This window comes from Vibrio sp. 2092 (genome assembly GCF_033339635.1).
GTDB lineage: Bacteria > Pseudomonadota > Gammaproteobacteria > Enterobacterales > Vibrionaceae > Vibrio > Vibrio alginolyticus.
This window is the reverse complement of record NZ_JAWOUY010000005.1, coordinates 317,040-342,700: the sequence shown is the minus strand read 5'-3', so window position 1 is coordinate 342,700 and position 25,661 is coordinate 317,040. Positions and strand designations below refer to the sequence as shown.

Below are 25,661 nucleotides of genomic sequence, written 5' to 3'. Positions count from 1 at the left end.
CTGCGAACGGTTAATCATCCCCACTGCTTTGAATACTGAAGTTAAATTTCGTCAGTTTGTTTGGTGTGATTCGGCGTACTTTCGGGTTCTCACTGACCACCCTCATGCCTGTCGGTAGCGAGTCTGTGTCGACTTTGACCAAGAACTGCTTACCTTTTTTATTCAACACCCACTGATCTGGAACGTGGTATCGACCATATTGGTCTGTCTCGATGATGATGCCTTCGACCGTTAACAGTCGAACGCCTGGGATACCGTCTTCGTAAAGTCCTTTGTTCTCTACAATGATTTCCCATAAGTACATATCCCCATCTCGGTAGAGGTTTCTCACCACGTCGATGTTCTCTGCCGACAGACCTTTTTTCTTATCTCCTTTGTGCTTGGTAATCGCGTTACCTTGCTTATCGAACTCGATGTGCGTGCCGTTATCCGTTGTCACCTTGAACGGGAAACCTTGGCGAGTTCGAGTATTAAACTGGAACACCACTTTGTTGCTGTGTTCGAGGGTACGGTTACGAGATAGACCAAACAGCTCATCGACTTCATAGCCTTTGTCCACACTCGACATAACAACGTCTTGGCCTTTGAGTTTCACCTTCACATCTTTAAGTTGGGTTTCAACGCCATCTTGAGTAATGAAAGTTGAGCCCAGTACGTAATCGCCTGCGGCAAGGTCTACGTCAATATAAATGTCATCTGCCGTTGCGTCTGCTTGGAAACCGTCACCGTTGTGGTCTTCAAACACCTTGCCGATGATCGAAGCGGTGTCGAATACCTTATCTGGCATGACTTCAACCGTTGCACTGGCGAGGTTCGACTTCACAACGTAGTTGGTCGTGGTGTTTTGTGCCGAGAAGCTTTCTGCCGGTGGCGCTTCGGCCCATGCTGTGTTGGTGTAAACGCCAAAGGTAGCACCGACGCTTACACGCATTAGGTAACGGATACGAACAGCATCAGCGGTTTTCGAATCGCCCTTGCCGTAAATATTCATGTCGCCGACTTCGAAGAACAGTTGATTGGTCTTCGTTGGCTCTACGGTGATTTGGATGTCATCCGAGGTATCAAATACGCCATCAGGACCACTGTTGACCATCTCTGTCGAGTCTGGGATGTAAGCAAAGCCGCCCGGATAGCGGTCAACCAAACGTACACCCGTGAATGGGTTGTCGTTTTCATTGGTAATCACGACTTCGTATTCAACAACTTCACCGACGCTCGCCTCTGACTTGCTCGCTACCTTGGTCACTTTCAGCATGCCTTCGTTGTAAGCTTGCTTCTTAACCTTGATCGTGACGTTGGCGGACGCGACTTCACCTGTCGATGCTTTCGCGGTAAAGACGTTCGTGAAGTTGTCATCAATGCCTTGGTTGATCTCACCTGTCACTACGATTTCGTATTCATTACCTTGGTACGCCTTCATAGTGTGGTTTGAATCGACATTGCTATCTGAATCGACAGAAACCACCACACCAGACTTAAGCTCAGTGATGGTCGCTTTCCATGTGGTGAACAATGGATTGCCGTTGTTACCAATAAGCTTATCGATTTCATCCAACAGGTTGACGCTTTCTGCATCTGCAGAGCCTCGGTTGGTCGCCGTCATCGTGAAGGTAATTTCATCGTCGTCGTTGGTGTATTCCGCTTTATCTGCCACCTTGGTCACCGACAAAATGATCGGCAGTGGTTTGATAGTTGCGAAATCATCCGCCAGAACATCACTTTCTGACTTGTCGTAGGCATACGCGTGGTTGGTGATTTCTCCCATCGCATCCGCGTTGACGACACCCGTGATTTCAATGTCCAACTTATCGTTTGGCGCAATAATCACACGGCTATTCACGTCCAGATTGTCACCTTGAATCTGTGGTAACACGATGGTGCGGTCATCACTGTATGAGCTTGTCATGCTCCAACTGGTAAACGCTGGCGCTTCGGTGTCATGAATCGTATTTACCTTCAACTCTGAGATAAGCTCCTTAAGCACTATCTCTTCGGTAAACGATCCAGATTCATTACTTAACACCACGTGGTAAGTGACGTTTTCACCCGGACGGTAGTACTCATCATCGACGGTCTTCTCTAGCTTGACCGACTCTGGCATCGCCAATAGCATCGCGCTTGCTTCTTGAGTTTCACCGCGGAACAACGCACTTGCTGTGTTCTCAATCTCGCCCGTTGCGTATTGATTCACCAAACCAGTGATGACGAACTCCACTTCATCATTCGCTGCAATGGTCAGCGTTGAATCGATGTCCGTATTTACGCTTGGAATATTGGTAATGTCAGTATCGGAACTGCCCTTGTTAACTTCGATACGCCACGAATCGAACGCTTTGACTGTCGTGCCATCTAAACGAACCACTTCAAGATCACTAATGGCATCTTTCACCTCGACATCTGTTGCTGGCACCGTACCTTCGTTCTTCACTTTGACGCGGAATGTCGCTTCTTTGCCCGGAATGTAGAACTCAGTGTCAGCGGTTTTCTCGATAGAGATACCTTGCGATTGAGGCTGAATAGTCGCGCTCGATTGTTGTGTGGTGCCATTCAAATCAGCGGTGGCAGTGTTGGTAATTTCACTCGCCGCTAATGGGTTGGTTTTCGCCGTAATGGTGAACTCAACAATGTCATGCGGCGCGATATCGATTACTGAACGAATGTCTTGGTTATCGATAGGCATTGGCGTGATCGTTGTGCGGCTGTCAGTGTTGGTTGTTTCAATCGTCCAGCTTTCAAACGCTCGCTCATTAACACCGTAAATGTTGGTCGCTTTGATACCCGATAGAATGTCATCCAATTTAATGTCGTTATCGAAACCATCGGTACCGTTGTAAACACGAACATGGAAAACCGCTTCCTCACCCGGAATGTAAATTGGTGATTCTGCTGTTTTCTCAATCCAAACTTCTTCAGGTAAGGTTTCTAACGTTGCTGTTGCATCGGTGGTCGCACCGCCGAACTCAGCTGTCGCGGTGTTAACGATGTTAGCCACCGCACTGCTGTTGACTGTACCTGTGATGGCAAATTCAACCGTGTCGCCAGGCGCGATATCAAGGTTGGTAGAAATGTCACCGTTTGGTCCTGGTACCGTTTCGATATTGGTGCGTGGGTCGCCTTTAGTGGTCACGATGGTCCAATCATTCAATGCAGGCTCCATTGCTCCACCCGAGGTTTCCACTTCGAGTGAAGAAATGATGTCCTCGACTTTTACATCGGCCGCAAAGCCAGAACCGTTGTTGGTCACTTTGACGCGGAATGTAGAGAACTCTCCCGGCTGGTAGTAACGCTCATCGGTGGTTTTCTCTAGAATGATATCGCCCGGACGCGGTTTCAACGTTGCCGTTGCCGTCACGTCTTTACTGTTGTGATTCAACGTTGCGGTGTTAACAATGTCGCCCGTCGCTTCTGTATTGACTAGACCAATAACGTAAAGGGTGATGGTGTCGTTCGGTGCGAGGTCGATGTTGTAATCAATATCCTTGTCGACAACGAGTGAGTTAGCATCGACTGTGGTCAGTGAACTGCCCGTAACATACTGAACCGCCCATTGCAGGAAGGCTTGGTTCGCCGAGCCATCAATGGTGTTCACGGTTAGCGCACCAATTTCATCTTTTAGGTTGATGTCATTCGCGTAGCTGTTGCCTTCGTTGACGATTTTCAGGATGTAACCTGCCGCTTGGTTAGGGCTATAAAACTCTACCATTGGCTCTTTGGTGAAGGTTAAATCTGGGATCTTCGCCGTGCTGGTCGCTTCTGCGGTTTTAGTCGAACCGTTGTAGGTCACTTCAACTTGGTTGGTGACATCGCCCACCACTTCTGGGTCAAGCTCCCCTTCCGCCGTAATGGTCACCACATCATTTGGACCGATGTCCAAGCTGCCATCTAAAAACTCACCAGTGGACGATGGGAACTTGGTGTCACCCGTCTGTGAAGATGCATTGAAGAAGATGGTGCCAGATTCAAACGCTTTTACTGTCGCGCCCGTAATACTGGTTGAAGTGATGTCGTTGACCAGATCTTTGATCGCCACATCACTCGCCCAGTTGGCGGTGGTGTTTTCGATCTTGATGGTATAGGTCAGCTTGTCACCTGATTCGTATTGGCTCTTATCAACTGTTTTATCGACCGTGAGATCAGCCGTTGCCGCCACGTAAGTCGCATCCGCAGTTTGAGAGCCGCTTGAATCGCTCACTTCAACTACGTTGGTGATATCACCAACAAGGTCCGCTTTTACAACACCTTCAACATGAAGTTTCACTGTGTGATCTGGGTGAATGTTGTAACGAATCTGATAACCATTGTCGCCAGTCACCTCAGAGCCCGCGATTGGTTGAGTCAGCGTTGGATCGGTACCATCAACACTCACAGATGTTGCTGACCAAGAATCAAACGCACGTACAGGTAATGTTGCGCCAGCTTTCTCTGCTCGAATCGTCTTCCAAAGGTCTGAAATCAACACATCGGTCGCATAACCTGTACCGGTATTTTTCACCTCAATGTCGTAACCGATGGTATCACCCGGATGGTAAATCGCAGGGGTGATTGAGGTTACTTTCGAAACTGCAAGTGTACCCGGTTCTGGATATATGAACTTTTCACGTAAGTTGTATGTCTTTGTATCGACACTTACATTGTTTGTGAACTTACCAACTGCATCATTTCGAACCACACCCTCAATCTCAATTTGAACGATGGAGTACACATCTCCTGTTTTTGCTCCTAGTTCAATATTGTTACTGATTGTAGGGCTTGAGGTACCTTCAAGTGCGTCTAACTCACTGATATCTGTAGCACCATTACCATCACTGATAATTTCTGCATTGATCGTCCATGAATCCAGAGCAGGTTGTTCTGTGCCGTCTGCTGTTTCTACTGTATAGCTACCAATTAAGTCCTCTACAGCAACGATTTGGTTACTCGTTGTTTCGTTTCTTATTAGTATTTCGTACTTAACCGTTGAACCAGGAGTGTAGGTAGGTGTACTTGTTGATTTCTGAGCAATGATGTCAGAGTCACCTTGCTCTAGCCTAACCTCATTACTATTCACTCCGTTAATTGATGCCACGTTGACGATGTCATCCAAAGCATCAAAAGCGACAGTACCATTCAGTTCAAAAACGACTTCATCACCCGGCATCAAATCAAATGTTGCATCAAGAGGAACATTGCCTTCGTACTGACCTGAGATCGAGAAGCGCGAAGCGTCTGGTGCAGAAATGATTGCCGAACTGTAGTCAGAAAACGCCAATGTTGGTGTTACGGCCTCGGTATAGATTTCGTTTAATTTATCGACGATAGATACGTCATTCGCTATGCTTTCACCGTCGTTTTTCACTGAAATTCGGTACTGAACTTGGCCACTCGGGTTGTAATGACACCCCACTCCATCGTTAGATGGGAAAGTACAGGTGTTCGTATCCGACGTTGTATTAAAAACCTGTTTACTAAAAGTAAGAACAGGAGCAACTGGTGGAATCACATCTGTTGTATCACTGTGATTGCCAGCTTTACCCGTGTTGCCATCGATATCACCAAGGGCATCAGGGCGAACTTCACCGGTAACCGTAAATTCAATGACTTCTTCTGGGGCAATATCGACTAACAGGTCAAGATCATCAGTCGCATCATAAGATTCGATGTAAGTGTCTTGTGTTCCTGTTGTACCTGTTGAAGTAAAGGCATGAGAGATGTTTGTCTCTGAGAACGCAGATTTCGTCGTCCCGCCAATCACCTCAACGCGAACGTTAGAGACGATATCTTGGATAACGGTTTGGTCACGCCACACGGGTTCGGTGTTGGTCACCGTAAATTTGTAGATGACCTCATCTTCAGGTTTGTAGGTGTCACCGGATACATAAGATTTGCCATCGATAGAGACAATTTCTTTACTCACCGTCAGGTTACTGCCCTCTGGCGTGACTTTCGCAGAATTGAAGTTGCTGCCGTTGTATTTCGGAGTCGCAACAATCTGGTCGAGCGCGTCTTGGCGGATCTGTGACTCCATGACAAAGTCAATCCAACCACCCGGCGCAATTGAAAGTACAGGAATGTCGATGTCTGCATTTGCGCCGCCGGTATAGCCATCAATGAGTGTGGTCGCTTCACCCGAGGTAGTCGCGGTCACTGTCCAACCATATTGACCAAATGCCTGTAGCGTTTGTGAGTCAGATTCGCCCGCTGCGTTCTGCGCGACACGTACTTTGACGTTTGAGAACAACTCTTTCAGTGATTTGTTGTACTCCAAACCTTTACCATTGTTCTCAATGCGCAAGTGGTAAACGATCTTTTCGCCGTCTGTCGTATGGTTGTATGTGGTCTTGTGTGTCGCTAGTGATGTATCGGTGTACGCTTTGTGCGACTTAGCAATTTTCACCGGCAGCATGTTCACAGGTTCTGACGGTAAATTATGACTGTTGTCTACCACCGCAACATTGAGAATTTGGCCAACAGCTTTCTCACTGATCTTCGCTTTGATGGTGTAAGTAACAAAGGTTCCACCTATGGCGAATCCGTTTGCGGCTAAGTTGAACTTAGTGTCGATATCGCTGTTATTGCTGACAGAGCCTGCATCACTGATGCCACTCGAATCGGTACTGGTCACAATGGTCCATGAATCAAACGCACGACCTTTACCGCTTCCATCGAAGTAATCAGTCTGGATTTTGCTGATTTCATCCTTGATTGGCATCTCATTGATGTGAACGTTGTTCAGGTTCTTCAGTGAGATTTCATACTCGATGTAACCACCCGGTGTGTAACCACCACTTAACTCAGTAGTGCCATCCTGATCGTAGATTTTGGTGACATGTTTAGAGAAGTCGTATTTCTCAGCAGACGCTTTGGTCTCCGCACTCACAGTATCACCATCGACCGTAAGCAAGTTCAAGATCTCACCGACGGCGTTGTTGTTCACCTTAGCTGTGACAACGTACTCAATAGTTGTGCCTTTAGGGATGGATGCATGAGTATCGATGTCTGCGTTATCAGCAATCTTGCCATCCAGATCGAGAATTGCCGAGGAGCTACCACTGACGATCCTTGGAACGACCGTCCAACCCGAGTCAAACGCTTTACCGCTTGTGCCATCGACAAGATCGACCATGATATTGGACAGTCGGTCGATAACAGGAATGTTGTATGCGTTGCCCTTACCATCGTTTTCGATCGTTAAGCGGTAAACCAAAGGTTGTCCCGGTTCATAGCTTGATTGATCTACCGTCTTGGAGAATGCTAGATGGTAGCTGTTCGGAATGACCGTGATGCCACCAATGGTGATTGTGCCAGTCGCGTCTTCGCGCACCACACCAACAACTTCAAAGGTAACAGAATCTTTTCCTGCAACATCGATCGTTGTGTTGATGTCTTGATTATCCGCAACGGTGCCATCTAACGTGCCATCGGTTGTACCGTCGCCACCATTAGAATCGTCCTTCGAAACATCTACTGTGAAACCTTTATCAAATGGCGTCGCTAAAGATCCATCCAACAACTGAGTCGTCACACCGGTAATGTTTTCGCTTACTGCGTGATCATTGACATAACCAGTTTGAGAAGAAACCGTCACTTGATAGGTAAGTGTATCGCCCGGAGAGTAGAATTTTGATTCCACGCCATTAACCAGTAGCTTTCTAACTACATCACCACCATTGTATGCGCGCTCCATCTCGTGATGAGAAACGTGTGATTCTTCAGTCACTTGGCCAAAGTCACGGTAGACGTAGGCGTCATTCTCAATTTTGTCATTTAAGTTACCCATTGAATCCTGAGAACCAATGACATTGTCTTTAACTCGAGCTTTAATGCGGAAAGTGCGTAAACCTTTAGATACAAGCGTCATCGTGTTTGATGCATCACCCGGTGGGTAGATAAAATCTTCGGTTGTTTGAGGTTGAAAACCGCCACCGTCATCATAGTCAAACTGCCAGTATTCAAATGGCGATTGGTCTGGGTAGTTTTCATACTGATTGTCTTTGTCATTCGCCAATACAGAACGAATGTCTGTCAGTAAATCAACGACCTTAAGACCACTTTCTTCATTAGCGCCATTGTTAAAAACACGAATTTCATAAGTGACGTCCTCGCCAGGAATGAAACGAACTTTGTCCGCCGTTTTCAGAATAGAAACGTTAAGAGAATCCCCCGATGTTCCACCGATTTCAGCAGAAGAAGATTGGTTTAAGTTCGTCGATGGATCATAGATCTCTGCGGTATTAGAAATCTCATCTTCTACGTAGTCATTTTTAACTGTAGCGTTAATGGTATAGGTGACATAACCTTCTGAACCATTGACCTTAGGATCTATATCGATGTAACTATTGATGTTTCCGTTGCTAGGAAAACCTGACTTTTCACCTTCATAACTGCCTGTTTTAAATGGTGAATTATTGGAGTCTGTCGACGCTGTAATTGTCCAATCTGAGAACGCATTTAGGCCGAGGATATCATCCGTAACATGCACTTCGTTGGCATAGCCTGGACCAGTATTGACGATTGTGACTTTAAACGTCACTTTATCGCCGGGCTTGAAATCATCGTTTGGCGTTGTTTTAGCAACAATAACTTTCGGATCATGAGGGTAAACCACTACCGTGTCCGAAGCTGAGTTTTGAATGCTTGAATCAGGCGTTTTAATTTCTGCCGTGTTATCAAATCGAGAGTAAATGATCTCGTTTTCATTTGAGCGATCGATTTGTGCCACGATGGTGTAAAGCACTTCAACATTTGGCGGGATCTGCGCTGTGGTGTCTAGATCTGTGTTATCGCTAAAAGTACCGACATCTGTATAAGCAGGGTTGCCATCAAGTTGAGGGTCATCCGAGATGATCTCCGCACTGATCGTCCACGACTTGAAGACTTGTTTTGACGTCGTGTCTGGTTCCAATATCTTCGCGGTGATCGAAGATAAGGCGTCTTTTACCGCCACATTTGTCGCATAACCGTTTTCTTTATCGTTCTTCAGGCTGATTTGGTAAGTGACCTCAGTATCCAGCTTAGAATAAGCCGTCTGCTCACCATGAAAACCTGAGTCAGTATTGGTCTTAACGCGTTTGTTTAGCTCAATCGCAAAATCACGAGGATCAGAACCTCGGTCTGCATAAACAGAGCCATCCACTGTGACTTCGTTTGAGATATGACCATTTGCAATTGGGTTAGTGTCAGCAACGATGGTGTATTCGATATAGGAATGAGGTTGAAGCGTTGCGATGACATTTAAATTATCAGGGTGTTTAACTTCTCCGGTCATCCCCGTGTTTGAAGCAGTTGCTGGTGTACCGTCGTCTTTAAACGCTTCAGCGGTGATCGTCCAATCCGAATAAGCATTGATTTCTTTGCCGTTGATATCGGTCGTTTTCACTGAGTTCAGGTCATCTAGCACCTGAACTTGGTTTGCAAAACCATCACCATCGTTCGTCACGGTAATGGTGTAAGTAAGAGTCTGGCCTGAAGAGTAAAAGCGACTATCTACATCTTTACTTGCGCGCAAGTTGTCATCTGGTGTTTGAACACCCGAGCCTTCTTCAGTGACGTTATCGTTAGAACAACTTGGATCGTCATCAAGAATAAGACCAGTGCTGGTATCATTGGTTTTCGCAGTCAGCTTGTACTTGATGGTTTTACCTGGAGCGATATCTGGGGTTAGCGAAAGTGGATTCGACGTCCAAGTGCCGTAGCTAAAGGTGCCTGGGTCCGAGCCAATCGAGTCCTCACCCGAAATAACCTCAACTTTCCACTGTTCAAAAGCTTGGCCATCCCCTGCGCCACCCGCTTGCTCAGTCTTAACACAAGTTAGGTTATCTTGGACTAACAGGTTGTTGGCAAAACATTTTTGATGAGCCATTTGTAACGGTAATTTCGTACTCAATTTCACCACCTGGTACATATTCGGATGCAGAAGTGGTCTTCGAAATAGAGATATCAGAATCCGTCACGCTCAACACTTTTTCAGCATCAACCGTATCCGAAATACTGGAGCTTTTGACCAACGAGCCTGAGTCATCCGTTACAGAAGCAGTAAAGCCTTGCAAGGTACCAATCGTGATTGGGGTAAGGGTTGCTTTAATTTGGTAGGTGATCGACTCGCCCGGATAGATAGAAACGGTATCGTCAAAATCGACATCCGTTTGTGCGCTGCCTTGGTAGTCAGAAAGTGAGTTACTGCCAATGCTTGAAACCGTGATATCCCAGGTCGTGAAGGGGTTACCATCCACATCGGTGTTGTTGTAAGAAGGGGATAAATTGTTAGCTAAACCATTGCGGCTAATTAGGTCGCTAATATTTTGTTTTACATGATAATTATGAGCAATCGCACCACCGTTGTTACTCACCTTCAACTCAAAATCCACCTCACCGTTAATCAGGTATGGCGATGTTGAATTGAGCGTGTGTTCCAGTGCAATTTCAGGCTCAGATGGAGGCGTTGATAGCGGGTTGCCGTCGACCGTACCAGCACGAGTCGTGGAGCTTGCTTGGGTATCAATATCGGAAACTAAGTCCGCAGCAACCGTCGCTTTGATGGTGTAAGTAATGTAACCACCAACAGAGATCTCCGCATCGGTGACTGACAAATCTCCTGTTGTTGCAAAGGTACCCGCATCGCTCCCCGATGAAGCCACGGCACTAATGGTCACGCTGCTAAATGCATTCCCTGTTGTGCCATCTAACTTTTGTCCTGTTAAAGACGCAAACTCTTGCTCAATATCTAATCCTTTAACCGCATAAGCACCATTATTGGTTGCCGTTAAAGAATAAGTCAGTGTGCCGCCAACATCGTATTCGGTCGGGCTAACGTATTCTTCGAGAAGATAATCGTATTCAGCCGGAGGGAAAGTAATTGTATCTGGGTTAGTAAAAGTCGTCTCTGTGCCGGAAACCGTTCCTTTTACTTCGGTGTTGCCAAGAACAATATCTTCAGCAGCATCATCAGCAACCGTCGCTTCAATTTGATAAGTAATACGCCCTAGCGGTAATAAGTTTGCGCCGGTCACATTCAGGTTGCTATTGCTAGAGGAGTAAGTACCTGCATTCGTACCTAGCGTATGAGTATCAGTGATCTTGACACTACTGAACGCCCTATTCGAACCAGACATCACATCCCAAATGGCATTCGTTACGGAGACATCACTGATCGTGCTGATCGTCGTATTTCGAACTTCAATCGAGTATGTAATGACCTGTCCATTTTCGTAGGGCAGACCGAATGTTGGATTAAAGGATACTTCTATTTCGCCTGCAGCTAATGCATTTTCAGAGTAAAAAAAAGCAATCAATAACAAGATAACACTAATCTTAAACATTGATGTAATGCTTTCCAACTTGTATAAATTTTTATTAGTCATTTTTAAGAAAGTATAATCCATAAAAATATAATATTTAGCGTAATAACACTGTTGAATTTAAAATAATAAAAATAAAAACCAAAATTAATCCCTGTTTTTCATGATAAATACACAACATTATTATCAGCCTAATGGCACAAAGTAATTTATATTTAAAATATAATAATCAATTGCAAATAGTAACAATAAATAAAATATATTGTTATATAAAGAATAGTTATCAGATTTGTCTTACAAAGAAATAAATGTATGGCTACAAAGTGGTAAGTAAAAAAATGCACATGATAATTTGTTTGAATCGTACACATGAATAAAACCACCATATATTCATTAAATCTATCATTCGAAAAGATTTTAATAGAAACCTCAGATGGGATTCGGATAAGTAATTTAAGCTATTATTCCTACCGTGACCTTTCACAACCTACATAACCTTTCGATTGGGTATAGACTCGAGCTTTATGTTGTTCTAACAGGTGATAAATCCCACCGACCAAAGTCAAGTTAAATTTTTATCCCAAAGTTCGTTTCCTTTTTTAACTTTCAGAAAAATTACAATATCTTCGCTATTTACCATACCACACTTTTCTATCTCCCTTGCGACAATACTTTGAACTACAGTACACCTGTAACATGACAGTAAGTTCTCAGCCTATTTCTTCAATAATTAATATCTAATCGTAATTACGTGTCGCTGACTACGCCGGGTGAACTATATAAATTAACAACGCAATCTATTTAAAGCTTTTTGATTTTTTTGAGTTGTAAGAACGATAATTCCTGTATTTATATTTTAAATTTCCCTATACAATATTATAAAATTTTATATGATAATTAATGACGATATAACGTCGTATTTATTTAATAAAACACATTACCAACAATAAAATAAGATTGTAAAAAAGAAAAATTTTAAATTTACTGATATGATAATACATTTTTATTTTACAGCAAGGTTTAATGTACTTTATCTGAAATACTTAAGACTCCATATTGTTTATTTTTAAAAAATATCAAATAATTCATCCAAGTTACTAATACTAAAAAACTATGGATATAAAAATAAATTATCACTAAGTTTTCAAAAATGCTCTAAGATACAAACTATGAAAATGAATAGAGTACTATATTACATTTCTACCACAGTTAACCTAAAAATAATTAGCTAGTAAAATATTGATATTCTTCACTAGATCAGAAAAACTAAAAATTACAAACATACGACTTTAAGAAAAAAACCTAGACTTTAAACTGTTTATTTAATGATGATATGTAATTGGATTCGATACTCTTTGACAATACTCTTCAAAAAGCACTTAGAAATTACTCCTCTCTGAAGGCGCGATTCATGCTTTCTGTAATTGGCTTTATTAGGTAGCTCAATGGCGTTCGTGGCTCAGATAAAATCAGCACTTCGGCATTCATGCCTGAGGTTAAACGATGTTTTGTCACATCTTCCGGTGAAATTGCAATTCTAGCGAGATAAAAATCTTCTTGGTTTTCTTGCGAGAGCTTATCGGCAGAAATCGTCAGCACTGTACCGTCTAAAGGTGCCAACGTCCGTGCATTCAGAGCGGTCAGACGAACATGCGCTTGCTGGCCTGGATTCACTAAATCAATATCCTGAGGATTAACACGAGCCTCGACTAACAACTTATCGTCTTGCGGGACCAGTTCTAGTAACGTTTCACCCGAGCCAATCACACCTTTTTCGGTAAACACTTGCATGTTGACTACGCGACCAGAAATAGGTGCGTTGATCGTTGTTCTTGCGACAATATCTTGAGCGGAGCGATATTCTTCCCGAATTGCGACAATTTCCGTTTTGGTGTTTCGTAGTTCCTCTACAATCTCATTCAGCCTTTCAAGCTTCAACTCTTCAATTTGCGCTAGGTTCTCATCTAACCTTTTTCTAACGGTGAGCGATTGCCTGTCTAACTGGCTTAAGGTACTTCTCACCTCCGCTGCTAGGCGCTTGAGTTGAAGTAAGGTAGATTTTCCCGAGAAACCTTTTTGCACCAAGGCTTGGTTGCTGTCTATTTCTTCAGCAATAAAGTTGAGCCGTTCCGTCTCAATCACTTTGGTTTGCTGAAGGTTTTCAAGCTCTAAATTTGCTCCAGAAATACTCTGCTCAATGATACTCAGTTTACTATCAAAGAATCGCTTTCTCGCTTCAAAGATCTTGTTTTGAACCAGTTGTGCTTCTTGTACGATATCGACACGGGGAATGCTTTCAAGATCATCAGACCATACAATCGTTGGAAGCTCATCAAGCTCCGCACTTAAACGGTTTTCCTTTGCTAGAGTATGGATAAAACGACCACTTAACGAGTCCAACTTAGCCATAGCTTGACGCTTAGAAAGTTGAATTAATAACTGACCTTTTTCGACTAAATCCCCTTCCTGTACATATAGCTTTTCAATAATACCGCCTTCTAAATGCTGAATTTCTTGTCGCTTAGTGAGAACTGACAAATCACCATAAGCAATCGCTGCACTTTCTAATTTGGCTGTTGCAGCCCAGTAGCCAAGACCTCCAAGAAAAACACTTAAGGTCACCACACCGAGTAAAATTGGTTTTCGAAAGCTTAGTCTCGCTTTGGGGCTAAAACGATATACGATCTCGGTAGAACTCTGATTAACGGTTGGCAGTTGATTGCTCATTTCTTACCCTTGGGATATCTGTTCTTTCTTCGCCCATCAAACGTTTTAATACTTCATCTTTAGCGCCGTATAACTTGACTCGGCCGTCAGCCAAATACAACAGCCTATCCATTTGTCGTAACGTACTCGGATTGTGGGCAATGACGATAATCGTTGTACTCTGTGCTTTTAAATGGGCAATCAAACGTTGATACGCAGCCTCTCCCTCACCATCGAGGTTGGCATTCGCTTCATCGAAAATCACAATAGAAGGGTCGCCATAAACGGCTCTTGCAAGAGCGATTCTCTGCCTTTCCCCCCCAGATAAACCACGGCCATTTTCACCAATAATGCAATCATAGCCTTTGTTTTTCTTGAGTATTAATTCATGACATCCTGCTAGTTGAGCCGCCTTGATGACTTTAGCGGGGTCTTCTTCTTTAAAGCGCGCGATGTTCTCTCGAATTGTGCCAGGAAATAACTCCACCTCTTGAGCGAGATACCCAAAATGCACGCCGCGATCTTCAGATGCCCATACGGAGACTTCCATTCCATCAAGAGTCACTTTACCCGCTAATGGCTTAACCGTACCTAATAACAGCCGAGCAAACGTCGATTTACCCGTACCAGAAGGGCCAATCACCCCAACAGCAACACCCGGAGGAATCGATAAGTTGATCGATGAGAGCACTGGTTCGGTTGCTCCAGGATGGCGATAGGCCAGTCCGGTAAGCTCATAGTGTCCTTTTGGTTTAGGCAGTGGCATATCCGATTCATCTTGGCGCACGATCGCATCGATTTCTTTCAACCTTTTATAGGCGCCTTTAGCAGACATCGCACTTCGCCACGTGCCTATCGCCTGCTCCATCGGCGATAATGCCCGACTCATTAATATGGAGCTCGCGATCATCGCCCCTGCCGTTATCTCATGTTGGATAACTAACCATGCACCACCTCCCAGTAAAAATATCTGTAGTGATCCACGCACAAACTTAGAAAAGTTAGCCATGTAGATGGACTTACCTGCAACTCGCTCTTCAAGCACATTCACTTCACTCACGCGCGACTGCCACTTCTCTAAAAATGCATTCATCATCCCCATTGCGAGAATTGAATTGGAGTTTTGCGTGGCTAATTCTGCTTTGTTGATATGAGAAATCGCTCTGACTTCGCTCTCTTGCATTGTTTTACGCGTCATTAGCTCATTAAGTAGACCTAGGCTAAACAATACGATAGATCCAAGTAACGCGATGTGACCTAGTATCGGGTGCAATAAATACACAAATAAAATAAACAGCGGTGTCCAGGGCGCATCCAACAGTGGATAAGGTGCTTGACTGCTCAAAAAGCTTTTGATGTTCTGAATGTCTCTCAGAGTTTGCGAGGTATAACTCTTCCCAGTATGTGATTGATATTGAATCGTGCGCTTGAGCATGAAAGCGGAGAGTTTTGTGTCCATCCAATAACCAAAAGATTTACTCATTTGTGCTCGTGCAATGTCGATGATGGACATGGTTAACAGCGCGACAATTACGATGACAGTGAGCAAGAATAAAGTATCGGTTGAGTAGGAGGATATCACTCGGTTGTACACTTGAAGCATGTACAGCGGAATAGAGAGAACCAATAAGTTGATAAAAAGGCTAAAAACGATCAGCAAGCCCGCAAGCGTGCATAGTTTTTGTTTCACTTCTTTGAAAACCGTTTTTTGCACGACTACTTCCGTTTAACGTGAAAATTGTAGGCGCCAGAAATACTAGCGCCTAGCTTAAGGTAACCTCAAATCGCTCTAGAGTGTCCGGTTAGTTCGCTTTAGCATGGCAGAGCCACGCAAACTAATTCCCATCCAGAGTTATTTTCAGTCGTTTAGATTACGAACAGATCTGCACCATAGGTGTTGATGTCAGTTTCAGTCACGCCAATAAGTTTCACTGTTAGATCAGCCCCATCGGTAAACACTGCATTCCCAACTGCATCGTAGCTAAAGCTTAAATCACCAAAGTCTGTGACAGAGTCGCTAATGATGTGCAAAGAGTCTTCACCAATGGTGAAATCCATAACCTTTGCTTCGCCATGGCCACCAAACTTATCCGTGAACACAAACTTGTCACTGTCACTCCCACCTACCAATATGTTATCTCCAGCCCCTACAACAAGAATATCATCACCAGTGTTTCCTAATAGCTTGTTATCACCCAACAAACCTAAAAGCTTATCGTTTCCAAAACCTCCTTTTAATAGATCATCACCAATCCCACCTTTTAACAAATCATCTCCAGCACCACCAATTAGGCGATCATCACCGTCGCCGCCGATCACATAATCATTACCGCCACCGCCAACAAACGAGTCATTACCACCAAAACCGATAAACAAATCATCGCCGCCATCGAAATCAGCAAATTGGTTATTTACACCTGCATCGCCTAAATACGTGTCATTGTCACTTGCGCTCATTTTTATTCCCTCTTGGCTTATTAATTGAATAGACCTTCTGTTCCACGTCTGACTAGATTCGTCACGACATGAGAAGTCTAATAGTCAACTGAATAGGAATAAGTTTGAATATGGGATGATATTTCAGACTGACATTTTAATAATAAATATAAAATTTAGTACTTTATAGAGTATTTTCTTTTTATTACAGCAAGTTAATACTAGTACTACAGGTTTCTCTTAGCCCAACTTGTAGCTTGCGTACGGTTCTTTACTTCTAACTTTCTAAAAATATTGTATAGATGTGATTTAATAGTATGCTCGCTGATAAATAAAGAATCAGCGATTTCCATATTTGAACCACCTTCTTTCAACATTTTTAAAACCTGAACTTCACGCCGAGTAAGCTCAACCTCAATAGCAGGCTCGATAATGCTATTTACTTCTCTGCCTCGATAATAATTTACTAGCTGATCAAGTAATCTTCGAGACAGCCAATTATCCCCTTTTATTATTGCTTTTAATCCCTGACAAACCTTGTCCATTGAATCTCCTGGACCAAATATACCTTTTACATGAGGCCAAGAAGCGAGTTCTTCTGTGTCTAAGTCATAACCTAGATTAAGCATTATGGTTCCTAGCACTTTATTACTATCTTTCAAATAAACTAAAGTTTCGGAAGGAATCTCAACTGAAAAATCAACAAGCAAAAAGTAGCGTTCCGGAATGAGTTCATGATAACTAGGGTTTTTAGTATCAATGATCGTTATTTTAGTTTGTGTATTTTTAGAAAGCATTTCCTTAAAGTTTTCACTCTGTAAACTTTGTTGAGTGAGCATTAGGATTTCAGGCTTTTCCATATACTATTCCATAATGTTTCTCATACTTTCAGTGACTTAACATTCTTGAATTAGTAGTTAATCGTCAGCACTTAGTTTGATATGTAAGTGCTAGTTCACAGAGTAAAGTTATTTGCTACTTTTTTAAATTCTAAAGTTATTAAAAAGAGAACCAAAAAAAGTGTTTCTCATAAAAGAAACACTTTTAACACATTCAGGTCACAGAAATTATTAAGAGTTTACTAAATTAGGCAACCTAATATTGCAATAGCATTACACCGTTAACGAGTTGTCTGAAATATTTTCCTTTGCCCAAATAAGTGCTTGAACTCTATTTTTCACATCAATCTTCTTGAAAATATTATGTAAATGCGTTTTTACCGTATTCTCGCTGACAAATAATTGTTCAGCGATTTGTTGATTGGACGCCCCCATGGAAAGAAAGGTAATTATTTGTTGCTCTCGTTTGGTCAGAATAGCGGAAACATTCTTATTTATAGGTTTGCAATGTCGACGAAGGTAAGTAATGTACTGCTGAGAAAACTTACGACTGAACCACATATCTCCTTGAAGCACCTTACCAATACCAACTTGCAACGTTTTTATATCATCAGAGGTATAGAAAATACCGGCCAAAGTACGCCAAGCAAAGAGATCTTCTGTCGATATGGATTGCTCACAATTAATTAAGATTTCAAGCGTGTCTTTCTGCTTGGCCGCTTTAAACTCCGCATAACGGCGAAAAATTTCATCCGTGATCACGCTGCAATCAACAATAATGGCTGATGAAAGAGATTCATGTAACACTCCGTGAATCAGATTATCTGGCGTGATTAGAGCAACACTAATACCGAGTTTGGTCTCCAATACATCTTTCAACAGAGATGACTGTAGACTTCCCTCCGTGATTAAAATAACGTTTCTTTTTTTTTGCTGCTCCATCCTGATCGCATTCCCTTGGTCGTTTTTATTGAAATACGCAATAGATTTAGATAGAGCGGTAGTATTGTCAAGTATGAAAATCACTAGTACTAATTAATAACTCATTGAAATGTCAATAATTTTTAAGTGGCAAGTATGTGAGAGGTATTAGCATTTTTCAGACATTAAAAAAGGGAGTATAAACTCCCTTTTTGTGTTTGAGCAGGTGATTTAATCACGCACGTTAGAGGTAAAACACCACCTAACTTAGTGGATTGGAACTGCGTTTTTTTGGTTAAACTTACCAAAGTGTTGTTCTAACACTTCTGGCGTCAGCTTACCTTCCGCTTCCAGCTTTTTCAGCTCAGCGACGATCGCTTTTTGCTCTTCTAGCGACGGCAGTTTTACTTCTGGCTCCTGAGCGGTTTCTTGAGAAATTTGCTCTAGTTCTTTTTCGAAGTCATTCATAGTACTTACCTAAAATTAATGATTGAACTTTTAAACTTCGCCTATTCTATCCAACTCTATAACTTGAAGCTACCAACCATCTTGTCTAAACGAGAAGAGAGCGCTTGAAGATCGCGACTTGCATCCGCCAACTCTTCTGCTGTCGCGGTTGTCATTTCATTTATCGCGTTGATTTCTTCGATATTTTGATTAATGGTATGCACCACCGTGGATTGCTCTTCCGTCGCCGTTGCAACTTGTGTATTACGATCAGAGATGTCGGTGATTCGTTCAGAAATACTGATTAATACCTCGACTGCTTCATCGGTAGAAGTAACCCCTTCAATGGTGACCGCTTTGCCCGCTTCCATAGCACTTACCGCGTCTTGTGCGTCACTTTGAAGCTGATTGATCATGCGCTGAATCTCTTCTGTAGAATCAGCCGTGCGTGAAGCTAGGTTTCTTACCTCATCAGCAACAACCGCAAAACCACGTCCCTGCTCACCAGCACGAGCAGCCTCAATTGCAGCGTTTAGCGCAAGTAAATTCGTTTGCTCAGAGATGTCACGAATTACACCCAGAATCGAGCCAATATCTTTGGTTGTCGATGCCAACTGCGTAACAACAATATTGGTTGTTTCAACATCATCGGCTAGGCGGCTGATCACCTCTTTTGCTTTCATCACAACTTCTCGACCAGTTTGAGTGTTATCTGAAGCCTGATTTGCCGTATCAGCAGCGGTAGCCGCGTTCGATGCAATTTCACTGATGGTCGCACCCATTTGGTTGATAGCTGCAACTACTTGAATGGTTTGATCACGCTGCTCTTGGCTGTTGTCGTGTGTGGATGTTGCTTTCGTTGACACACTTTCTGCCGCTTGACTTAATGAGCCACTGGTTAGAGCAACCTCTTTCATCGTGGCATGAATCTTCTCAATAAATCCATTAAAGCCTTTTGAAAGCTGAGCAATTTCATCATTACCCTTAATTTCAATACGCTGCGCCAAATCGCCTTCACCTTGCCCAAGGTCGGTAAAACGATCGGCAATCAGTCGGATTGGTTTCGTAATGCTGTTTGCTAACCATACGCCCATGAGGATGAATACAACGGCAACAATGATGGTCGTAAACAGCATTTTTTTAGCTGTCGCATTCAGGTCTGCGAATACTTCATCAACGGGAACCACGCCAATAACAAACCAGTTCATTGAAGGAACATACAAACTAGAAACAAAAGTATCCTGCCCTTCAAACTCCACATTAATTAGGTTGAAGCTATTTTTGTTCAACAGCGCACTTGCGTCACTACCAAATAGTTTAGTGATAGAAGTTTGGTTCTTACCTTGTTGGCGGTGTATTTGAATCTGGCCTTGTTCATTAGTGAGGAACACGTAACCCGTATCTTCAATTTTAAACCCATTGAGCAAAGCAACCATGTCTCCCATAGATTTAGAGAGACCTGACATTGATGTACCATTAAGATCTTGGAAATTGGCAAACATTTTCACTTCGCCATTTGCCTCTTGGAACACACTCACGGACGTTTCTTGACCAGACGACGTAAATCCAAAGAACCAAGCATCTTGCGTTCGGTTAAGTTGACGTAAGAATCCGTTTTGATTCCAGTAATATGCCGTTTGACGATTCGCTACCGACGCATCATTAAGACCATACTGTGATTTAACGTTATTGAGCTGCTGAACCAACTGAACTTCTACTGACGGATCACGGTCTGTATTAGATAGGGCTTCAACAATAAATTCGTTTGTAGCCAACTGTTTTGCCGCTTGTTGCATTTCGACAACTTCGCGGTCAATTTCGGTATTGATTTGCTGCAACATCGCAGGTAGCTCGATGTCAATAAGACGATGGCTCAATACATCTCTCGCATGACGCTGAGCCATAACACCAACAATGATTGTTGATGCTAGAACAGCAAACGTAATGCCAAGTACAACCTTCTGTTTGATGCTCAAGGAATGAAGTTTCAACATATTCGGACCTTTTAAAAGAATCACTTGTTATTGGCCCCACAAGGGGAATCAGGTGCATATCTCATGACACGCACACCACGGAATCTTTATCGGCTCATATGTACAAAACTAGAGGCATTTCTCATTATATTATGAAAAATAAATGTAACACACTGTCAAATAAGCACTTTCAGAGATAGCACGTACTTGCAATTCTCTGTAGCGTCCCAATATTGAAAAGATAAATTGCAATAGAGCGTTGGAACTTTTTTCACATGGAAAATGACCAATACTCAACACGAAAATCACATGGATACCGAGAGTCCAAAGCATGCATAAATCTAACTTCGAAACTCTTCAGCAATACTTAGAGTCGCAGATCATCGGACAGCAAGATCTGGTAAAGCAACTGCTTGTTGCGCTTCTTGCGGATGGGCATATTTTAGTTGAAGGCCCTCCTGGGTTAGCAAAAACCCGTGCAGTAAAATCACTCTCAGACTGTGTTGAAGGCGACTTCCACCGCATTCAGTTCACCCCTGATTTGCTGCCAGCCGATTTAACCGGCACCGATATCTTCCGTCCCGAAACCGGAGAATTCACTTTCCAATCAGGTCCTATCTTCAACTCGCTTATTCTTGCGGATGAGATAAACCGTGCGCCAGCCAAAGTACAAGCGGCAATGCTTGAAGCAATGGCAGAGAAACAAGTCACAGCAGGTCGTCATACCTACCCGCTGCCAGAGTTGTTTTTGGTTATGGCAACTCAAAACCCGATAGAGCAAGAAGGGACCTACCCCCTTCCTGAAGCGCAGCTAGACCGCTTTTTATTGCATTTAGAAGTGGAATACCCAGATGCGGAGCATGAGCTATCTATCTTGCGTATTAACCGCGGAGAAGCAAAAGGCGAAGCAAAGGTTGAACGCCCAATGTTAAGCCAACAAGATATATTCACTGCACGTAAAGAAGTGTTGGATATTCATATGGCAGAAACGATAGAGCAGTACATCGTCCGTTTAGTTATGGCGACACGTCAAGCCAACGAATATGACACTGAGTTGGACAAGTGGTTGTCAATGGGTGTGAGTCCGCGTGCCACCATCGCTCTTGATCGCTGTGCACGTGCGCACGCTTGGCTTGCTGGTCGTGATTTTGTCTCTCCGGAAGATGTTCAAACCATGGCTTATCCGGTACTGCGCCACCGTTTATTATTGAGTTACCACGCTCAAGCGGAAGGCATTACGGCAAACCAGGTCATCGATAAACTGCTAAACCTTGTTGGCAGTGCATAAACAGGTGAGTGATATGTCCGCTACACATTCATTACCACCTCATGCGAATGGGGTGACATTAACCCTTGAAGAGCTGCTCCAATATCGCACTCAATCTGTACGTTGGTTACCACCAGCACAGAGTCTCTGGTCGCAGATGAGTGGTAACCATACCAGTCGCCAAAAAGGGCGAGGTATGGATTTTATGGAGGTGCGCCAATATCAACCTGGCGACGATATTCGCAGCATTGATTGGCGAGTCACCGCTAGGACCGGTAAAGCACATACGAAGTTGTTTGCAGAAGATAAAGAGCAAGCGGTCATTCTTTATCTTGATCTAAGTTCTAGTCTACATTTTGGATCTAAGTATGTACTCAAATCCGTTCAATTGGCCCACTTTGCCAGTGTTCTAATTTGGCTAACTCTAGCTAAAAAAGATCGCATCGGCGCAGTGATTGATGACGGACATCAATGTCTTGAATTTCGCCCCTCTTCTTTACAAAGACAAGGGCTGCGGATTCTTAACGCCATAGTCGATATACATAATGCGCAAGTAACTCGTACTGCAAGCAACGACACTCGTACACTGCCGTATGCACAAGTATTGGAGACACTTCATACGCTCACCCCAAAAGGCAGCGAATTGATTATGCTCAGTGATTTTGCCCACGTAACACCAACGGAACTGGCACAACTACGTCGACTCAAACAACACAATAGCGTAAGGGCCGTTCAGTTTTATGATCCGTTAGAAAGAGGCGAAACAGACTTTAGAGGTCAAGTGAAAGCTTCGGATGGGCAGCATAGTCAATGGTTTAACTTTGGCTCTAAAGGACAACGAAGAGAACTCGAAAGCCACTTTACCCAACATCAAGAAACCATTAAGCAGCAATGCCATTCAATAGCAATTCCATTTAACACGCTATCAAGTGGCTGGCCCTTAATTTCACAATTAAGCTAACAAACTGACAAGCAGTATTTATTAAGCAGTAATAATAATGACAAACAACCAAAGCCTAAACCTTGAACCTTTGATTTTGCCAAACGCACCGGATTGGTTTCCGCTCGCTTGGGGATGGTGGGTGGTGCTTGCAGCCACCTTGCTCTTCGTTTTCGGCATTTGTCTTTATGTGAGATGGCGTAAAAAACACTTACGCGCAAAAAAGACAGCATTAACACTTTTAACTCAACCTACCGCGCCTCATACCCCCTCTTCTGCTCTGGAAATATTGCGCCAGGCAGCATTGAGTTACTTTCCGCGTGAAGAGATCGCACCATTAACCGGAATCGCTTGGTATGAATTTCTCGATAGCCATACCAAAGAAAGTCGATTCGTAGACAAACAACATCAGTGGCAAGAAGCGTTGTATCAGAATTCTTCCCAAGGGCAGCATCAAAGCTTGGTAGACGATTGTGTCTTTTGGATAACCTACGCTTTGCCACCAAAGAAAAAGGCAAATAACCGTGACTGAGCAAACACTCATAACCGATCTTGCCCAATGGCTAAACATTGAATTTGTCTGGTGGTGGGCACTGTTTTTGTTGCCCATCCCATGGCTGGTATACAAGTTCCTGCCACAAGAATCTCAACAAGCCGAGATCAAATTGGCGTACTTACCAACCAATGAGAATCGCAGCAAGCCTAAGCAAGCGCTGCAAAAAGCACTTTCAATCGCGATCTGGGGCCTTCTTGTCGTCGCTTGTGCGCGTCCAGTTTGGTTTGGCGATCCCGTTGAATTCCAACCCAAGTATCGGGACTTGATGTTAGTCGTCGATCTGTCCGGTTCGATGCAGCAGGAAGACATGGAACTCAACGGCGAATATATCGATCGCCTCACAGCAGTCAAAAAAGTTCTGTCTGATTTCGTAGCAAAGAGAAAAGGTGACCGTCTCGGAGTTGTTTTGTTTGGCGACCATGCTTATTTGCAAACACCACTCACTGCAGACCGCAAAACCGTCATGCAGCAGATTAATCAAACCGTCATCGGCTTGGTTGGTCAACGAACCGCCATTGGTGATGGTATTGGTTTAGGCACAAAAACCTTTGTAGACAGTGATGCTCCGCAACGAGTCATGATTTTGCTTAGTGACGGCAGCAATACTGCAGGGGTTCTCGAGCCGCTAGAAGCAGCGGAAATTGCGAAAAAATACAACGCCACTATTTACACCGTGGGCGTGGGCGCTGGTGAAATGATGGTGAAGGAGTTTTTCATGACTCGCAAAGTCAACACCGCAGCCGATTTAGATGAACAAACACTGACTAAAGTGGCAGAGGTGACAGGTGGACAATATTTTCGAGCGCGAGATACAGAAGAGCTCGAAAATATTTATGACACCATCAACCAGCTAGAACCCGTATCTAGCGACACACAAACTTGGCGCCCACAGTCTGAATGGTTTCCATATCCATTAAGCGCTGCATTTGTATTATCGGTATTGTTATTCCTGTTAAGGAGAAAACATGGCTGAGTTTATTTTCCTCAATCCTTATTGGCTTTTGGGGCTCATCGTGATCCCTATCGCACTCTTGCTTAATCACAAATTTAGAGCCCAAAAATCCACACTGATTGCCCCTCATCTAGCGCGGATGCTCGGACAAAACACGCAGTCTAAGCATTACTTCACTCTATGGGGTTTAGCTTGGGCAATAACTTGCATTTCATTAGCGGGGCCAAGCTGGCAGTCCAATGCTCGACCAAGCTTTGAGTTAAACCAAAACCGAATCTTGGTGCTTGATATGTCTCGCTCTATGTTTGCTACAGACATCAAACCCAATCGGTTAGCACAAACACGTTATAAGGCGCTCGATTTGCTGCCTAAATGGAAAGAGGGAGCCACTGGACTTATTGCTTACGCTGGCGATGCCTATAACTTAAGTCCACTGACAACTGATTCCAGCACGCTTGCGGGCATTATCGAAAATTTGTCACCAGAGCTGATGCCTTTTCAAGGAGCAAACCTGCCTGCCGCGATTGAACTTGCGATCAACCAGTTTTCTCAAGCTGGCACGCAACAAGGCGATATCATCGTGTTAGCGGATGATCTTGGTACGTCAGAGCTGTCTCGCGCGTTAGATTTAGTCCAAGGTACAAAGTTTCGCATTTCTGTTCTTGCCGTCGGGACTCCTAACGGTGCGCCTATCGCGCTGCCCGATGGCTCTCTGCTAAAAACTGCACAAGGCACAACCGTCGTAGCGAAAACAAACCTGAAAAATCTACAGACGCTAGCGAATAAAACTGGCGGTCTATTTGTTCCTATTCAACACACCAACCGTGATGTTGAAAACATCGCGGTCTTTACCAATAACATTGGTAGCCAGCTTTCTGCGACCCAAAGCGAAGAAGTTAAAACTGATTCTCGTCTCAACAGTGGCTTTTGGTTACTGCCGTTGTTACTTCTTCCTGCGGCTTTACTGTTTCGACGCGGCCTGATTTGGATGGTAGTTGCGACTGTAGTCCCAGTAACGTGGACACCGCATGCAGAAGCTAATCCGTTCTTAAATGCCGACCAACAAGGAGCGGAACTTTACAAGCAAGGTGAGTATGAACAGGCGCAAAACCTATTTACAAACCCAAGCTGGAAAGGAGCCGCCAGTTATCAAAAAGGTGACTACGAAGCCGCTATCAAAGCATTTTCTCATGATGCCTCCCTTAACGGCCGCTATAACCTCGCCAACTCGCTCGCTCAAAATGGTCAATTAGAAGATGCGGCTGATTTGTATAAAAAGCTGCTAGAGGAAAAGCCTAACTTTGAAGCCGCGAAGAAAAACCTATCGGTTGTAGAAGAAAAGCTAAAACAG

14 protein-coding genes are annotated in these 25,661 nt (G+C 43.7%); 5 read left to right on the top strand and 9 right to left on the bottom strand.

Annotated elements, in window-relative coordinates; all coding sequences use genetic code 11:
* Positions 1–10 precede the first annotated feature (10 nt).
* From R7P80_RS11880 to R7P80_RS11845, 9 genes are all read right to left on the bottom strand, one after another.
* A complete protein-coding gene (locus R7P80_RS11880; RefSeq protein WP_406707481.1) occupies positions 11–9,862 on the bottom strand; it encodes a hypothetical protein in 9,852 nt (3,283 codons plus the stop codon).
* Entirely contained in the window at positions 9,792–11,294 is a 1,503-nt protein-coding gene (locus tag R7P80_RS29415) for a hypothetical protein (protein ID WP_406707480.1), read from the bottom strand. The genes R7P80_RS11880 and R7P80_RS29415 overlap by 71 nt, the downstream gene beginning before the upstream one ends.
* Before the next feature lie 1,365 nt (positions 11,295–12,659).
* Positions 12,660–14,000, bottom strand: a complete 1,341-nt coding sequence (locus R7P80_RS11875) for an HlyD family type I secretion periplasmic adaptor subunit (RefSeq protein ID WP_005383906.1) — start codon at positions 13,998–14,000, stop codon at positions 12,660–12,662.
* Positions 13,975–15,693: a type I secretion system permease/ATPase gene (locus R7P80_RS11870; protein ID WP_213972047.1), complete on the bottom strand. Its 1,719-nt coding sequence runs from the start codon at positions 15,691–15,693 to the stop codon at positions 13,975–13,977. The genes R7P80_RS11875 and R7P80_RS11870 overlap by 26 nt, the downstream gene beginning before the upstream one ends.
* A gap of 152 nt (positions 15,694–15,845) precedes the next feature.
* Complete coding sequence (locus R7P80_RS11865) at positions 15,846–16,436, bottom strand: calcium-binding protein (protein WP_170897559.1); 591 nt, start codon at positions 16,434–16,436, stop codon at positions 15,846–15,848.
* Positions 16,437–16,642: 206 nt separating this feature from the next.
* Complete coding sequence (locus R7P80_RS11860) at positions 16,643–17,275, bottom strand: LuxR C-terminal-related transcriptional regulator (protein WP_225491637.1); 633 nt, start codon at positions 17,273–17,275, stop codon at positions 16,643–16,645.
* Positions 17,276–17,527: 252 nt separating this feature from the next.
* Positions 17,528–18,196 carry a LuxR C-terminal-related transcriptional regulator gene (locus tag R7P80_RS11855; RefSeq protein ID WP_213870585.1) on the bottom strand — a complete coding sequence of 223 codons (669 nt, stop codon included), beginning with the start codon at positions 18,194–18,196 and terminating at the stop codon, positions 17,528–17,530.
* 246 nt (positions 18,197–18,442) lie between these two features.
* A complete protein-coding gene (locus R7P80_RS11850; protein WP_005375165.1) occupies positions 18,443–18,643 on the bottom strand; it encodes a restriction endonuclease subunit S in 201 nt (66 codons plus the stop codon).
* Between the two features lie 56 nt (positions 18,644–18,699).
* A complete protein-coding gene (locus R7P80_RS11845; protein WP_017821859.1) occupies positions 18,700–20,616 on the bottom strand; it encodes a methyl-accepting chemotaxis protein in 1,917 nt (638 codons plus the stop codon).
* 310 nt (positions 20,617–20,926) lie between these two features.
* On the opposite strand from R7P80_RS11845, the gene R7P80_RS11840 reads away from it, so the two are divergent.
* The 5 genes from R7P80_RS11840 to R7P80_RS11820 all read left to right on the top strand — a co-directional run.
* Complete coding sequence (locus R7P80_RS11840; RefSeq protein WP_025768547.1) at positions 20,927–21,883, top strand: AAA family ATPase; 957 nt, start codon at positions 20,927–20,929, stop codon at positions 21,881–21,883.
* A gap of 13 nt (positions 21,884–21,896) precedes the next feature.
* Positions 21,897–22,823, top strand: coding sequence for a DUF58 domain-containing protein (locus R7P80_RS11835; RefSeq protein WP_213964084.1), 927 nt, complete (start codon positions 21,897–21,899; stop codon positions 22,821–22,823).
* A gap of 34 nt (positions 22,824–22,857) precedes the next feature.
* Complete coding sequence (locus tag R7P80_RS11830) at positions 22,858–23,334, top strand: DUF4381 domain-containing protein (protein WP_225491647.1); 477 nt, start codon at positions 22,858–22,860, stop codon at positions 23,332–23,334.
* Positions 23,327–24,331 (top strand): vWA domain-containing protein, encoded by a 1,005-nt coding sequence (locus R7P80_RS11825; protein ID WP_213972114.1) that lies wholly within the window; start codon positions 23,327–23,329, stop codon positions 24,329–24,331. The genes R7P80_RS11830 and R7P80_RS11825 overlap by 8 nt, the downstream gene beginning before the upstream one ends.
* Positions 24,324–25,661 (top strand): VWA domain-containing protein (locus tag R7P80_RS11820; protein WP_225491636.1); only part of this gene is annotated, 1,338 nt, incomplete at its 3' end. The genes R7P80_RS11825 and R7P80_RS11820, both read left to right, overlap by 8 nt.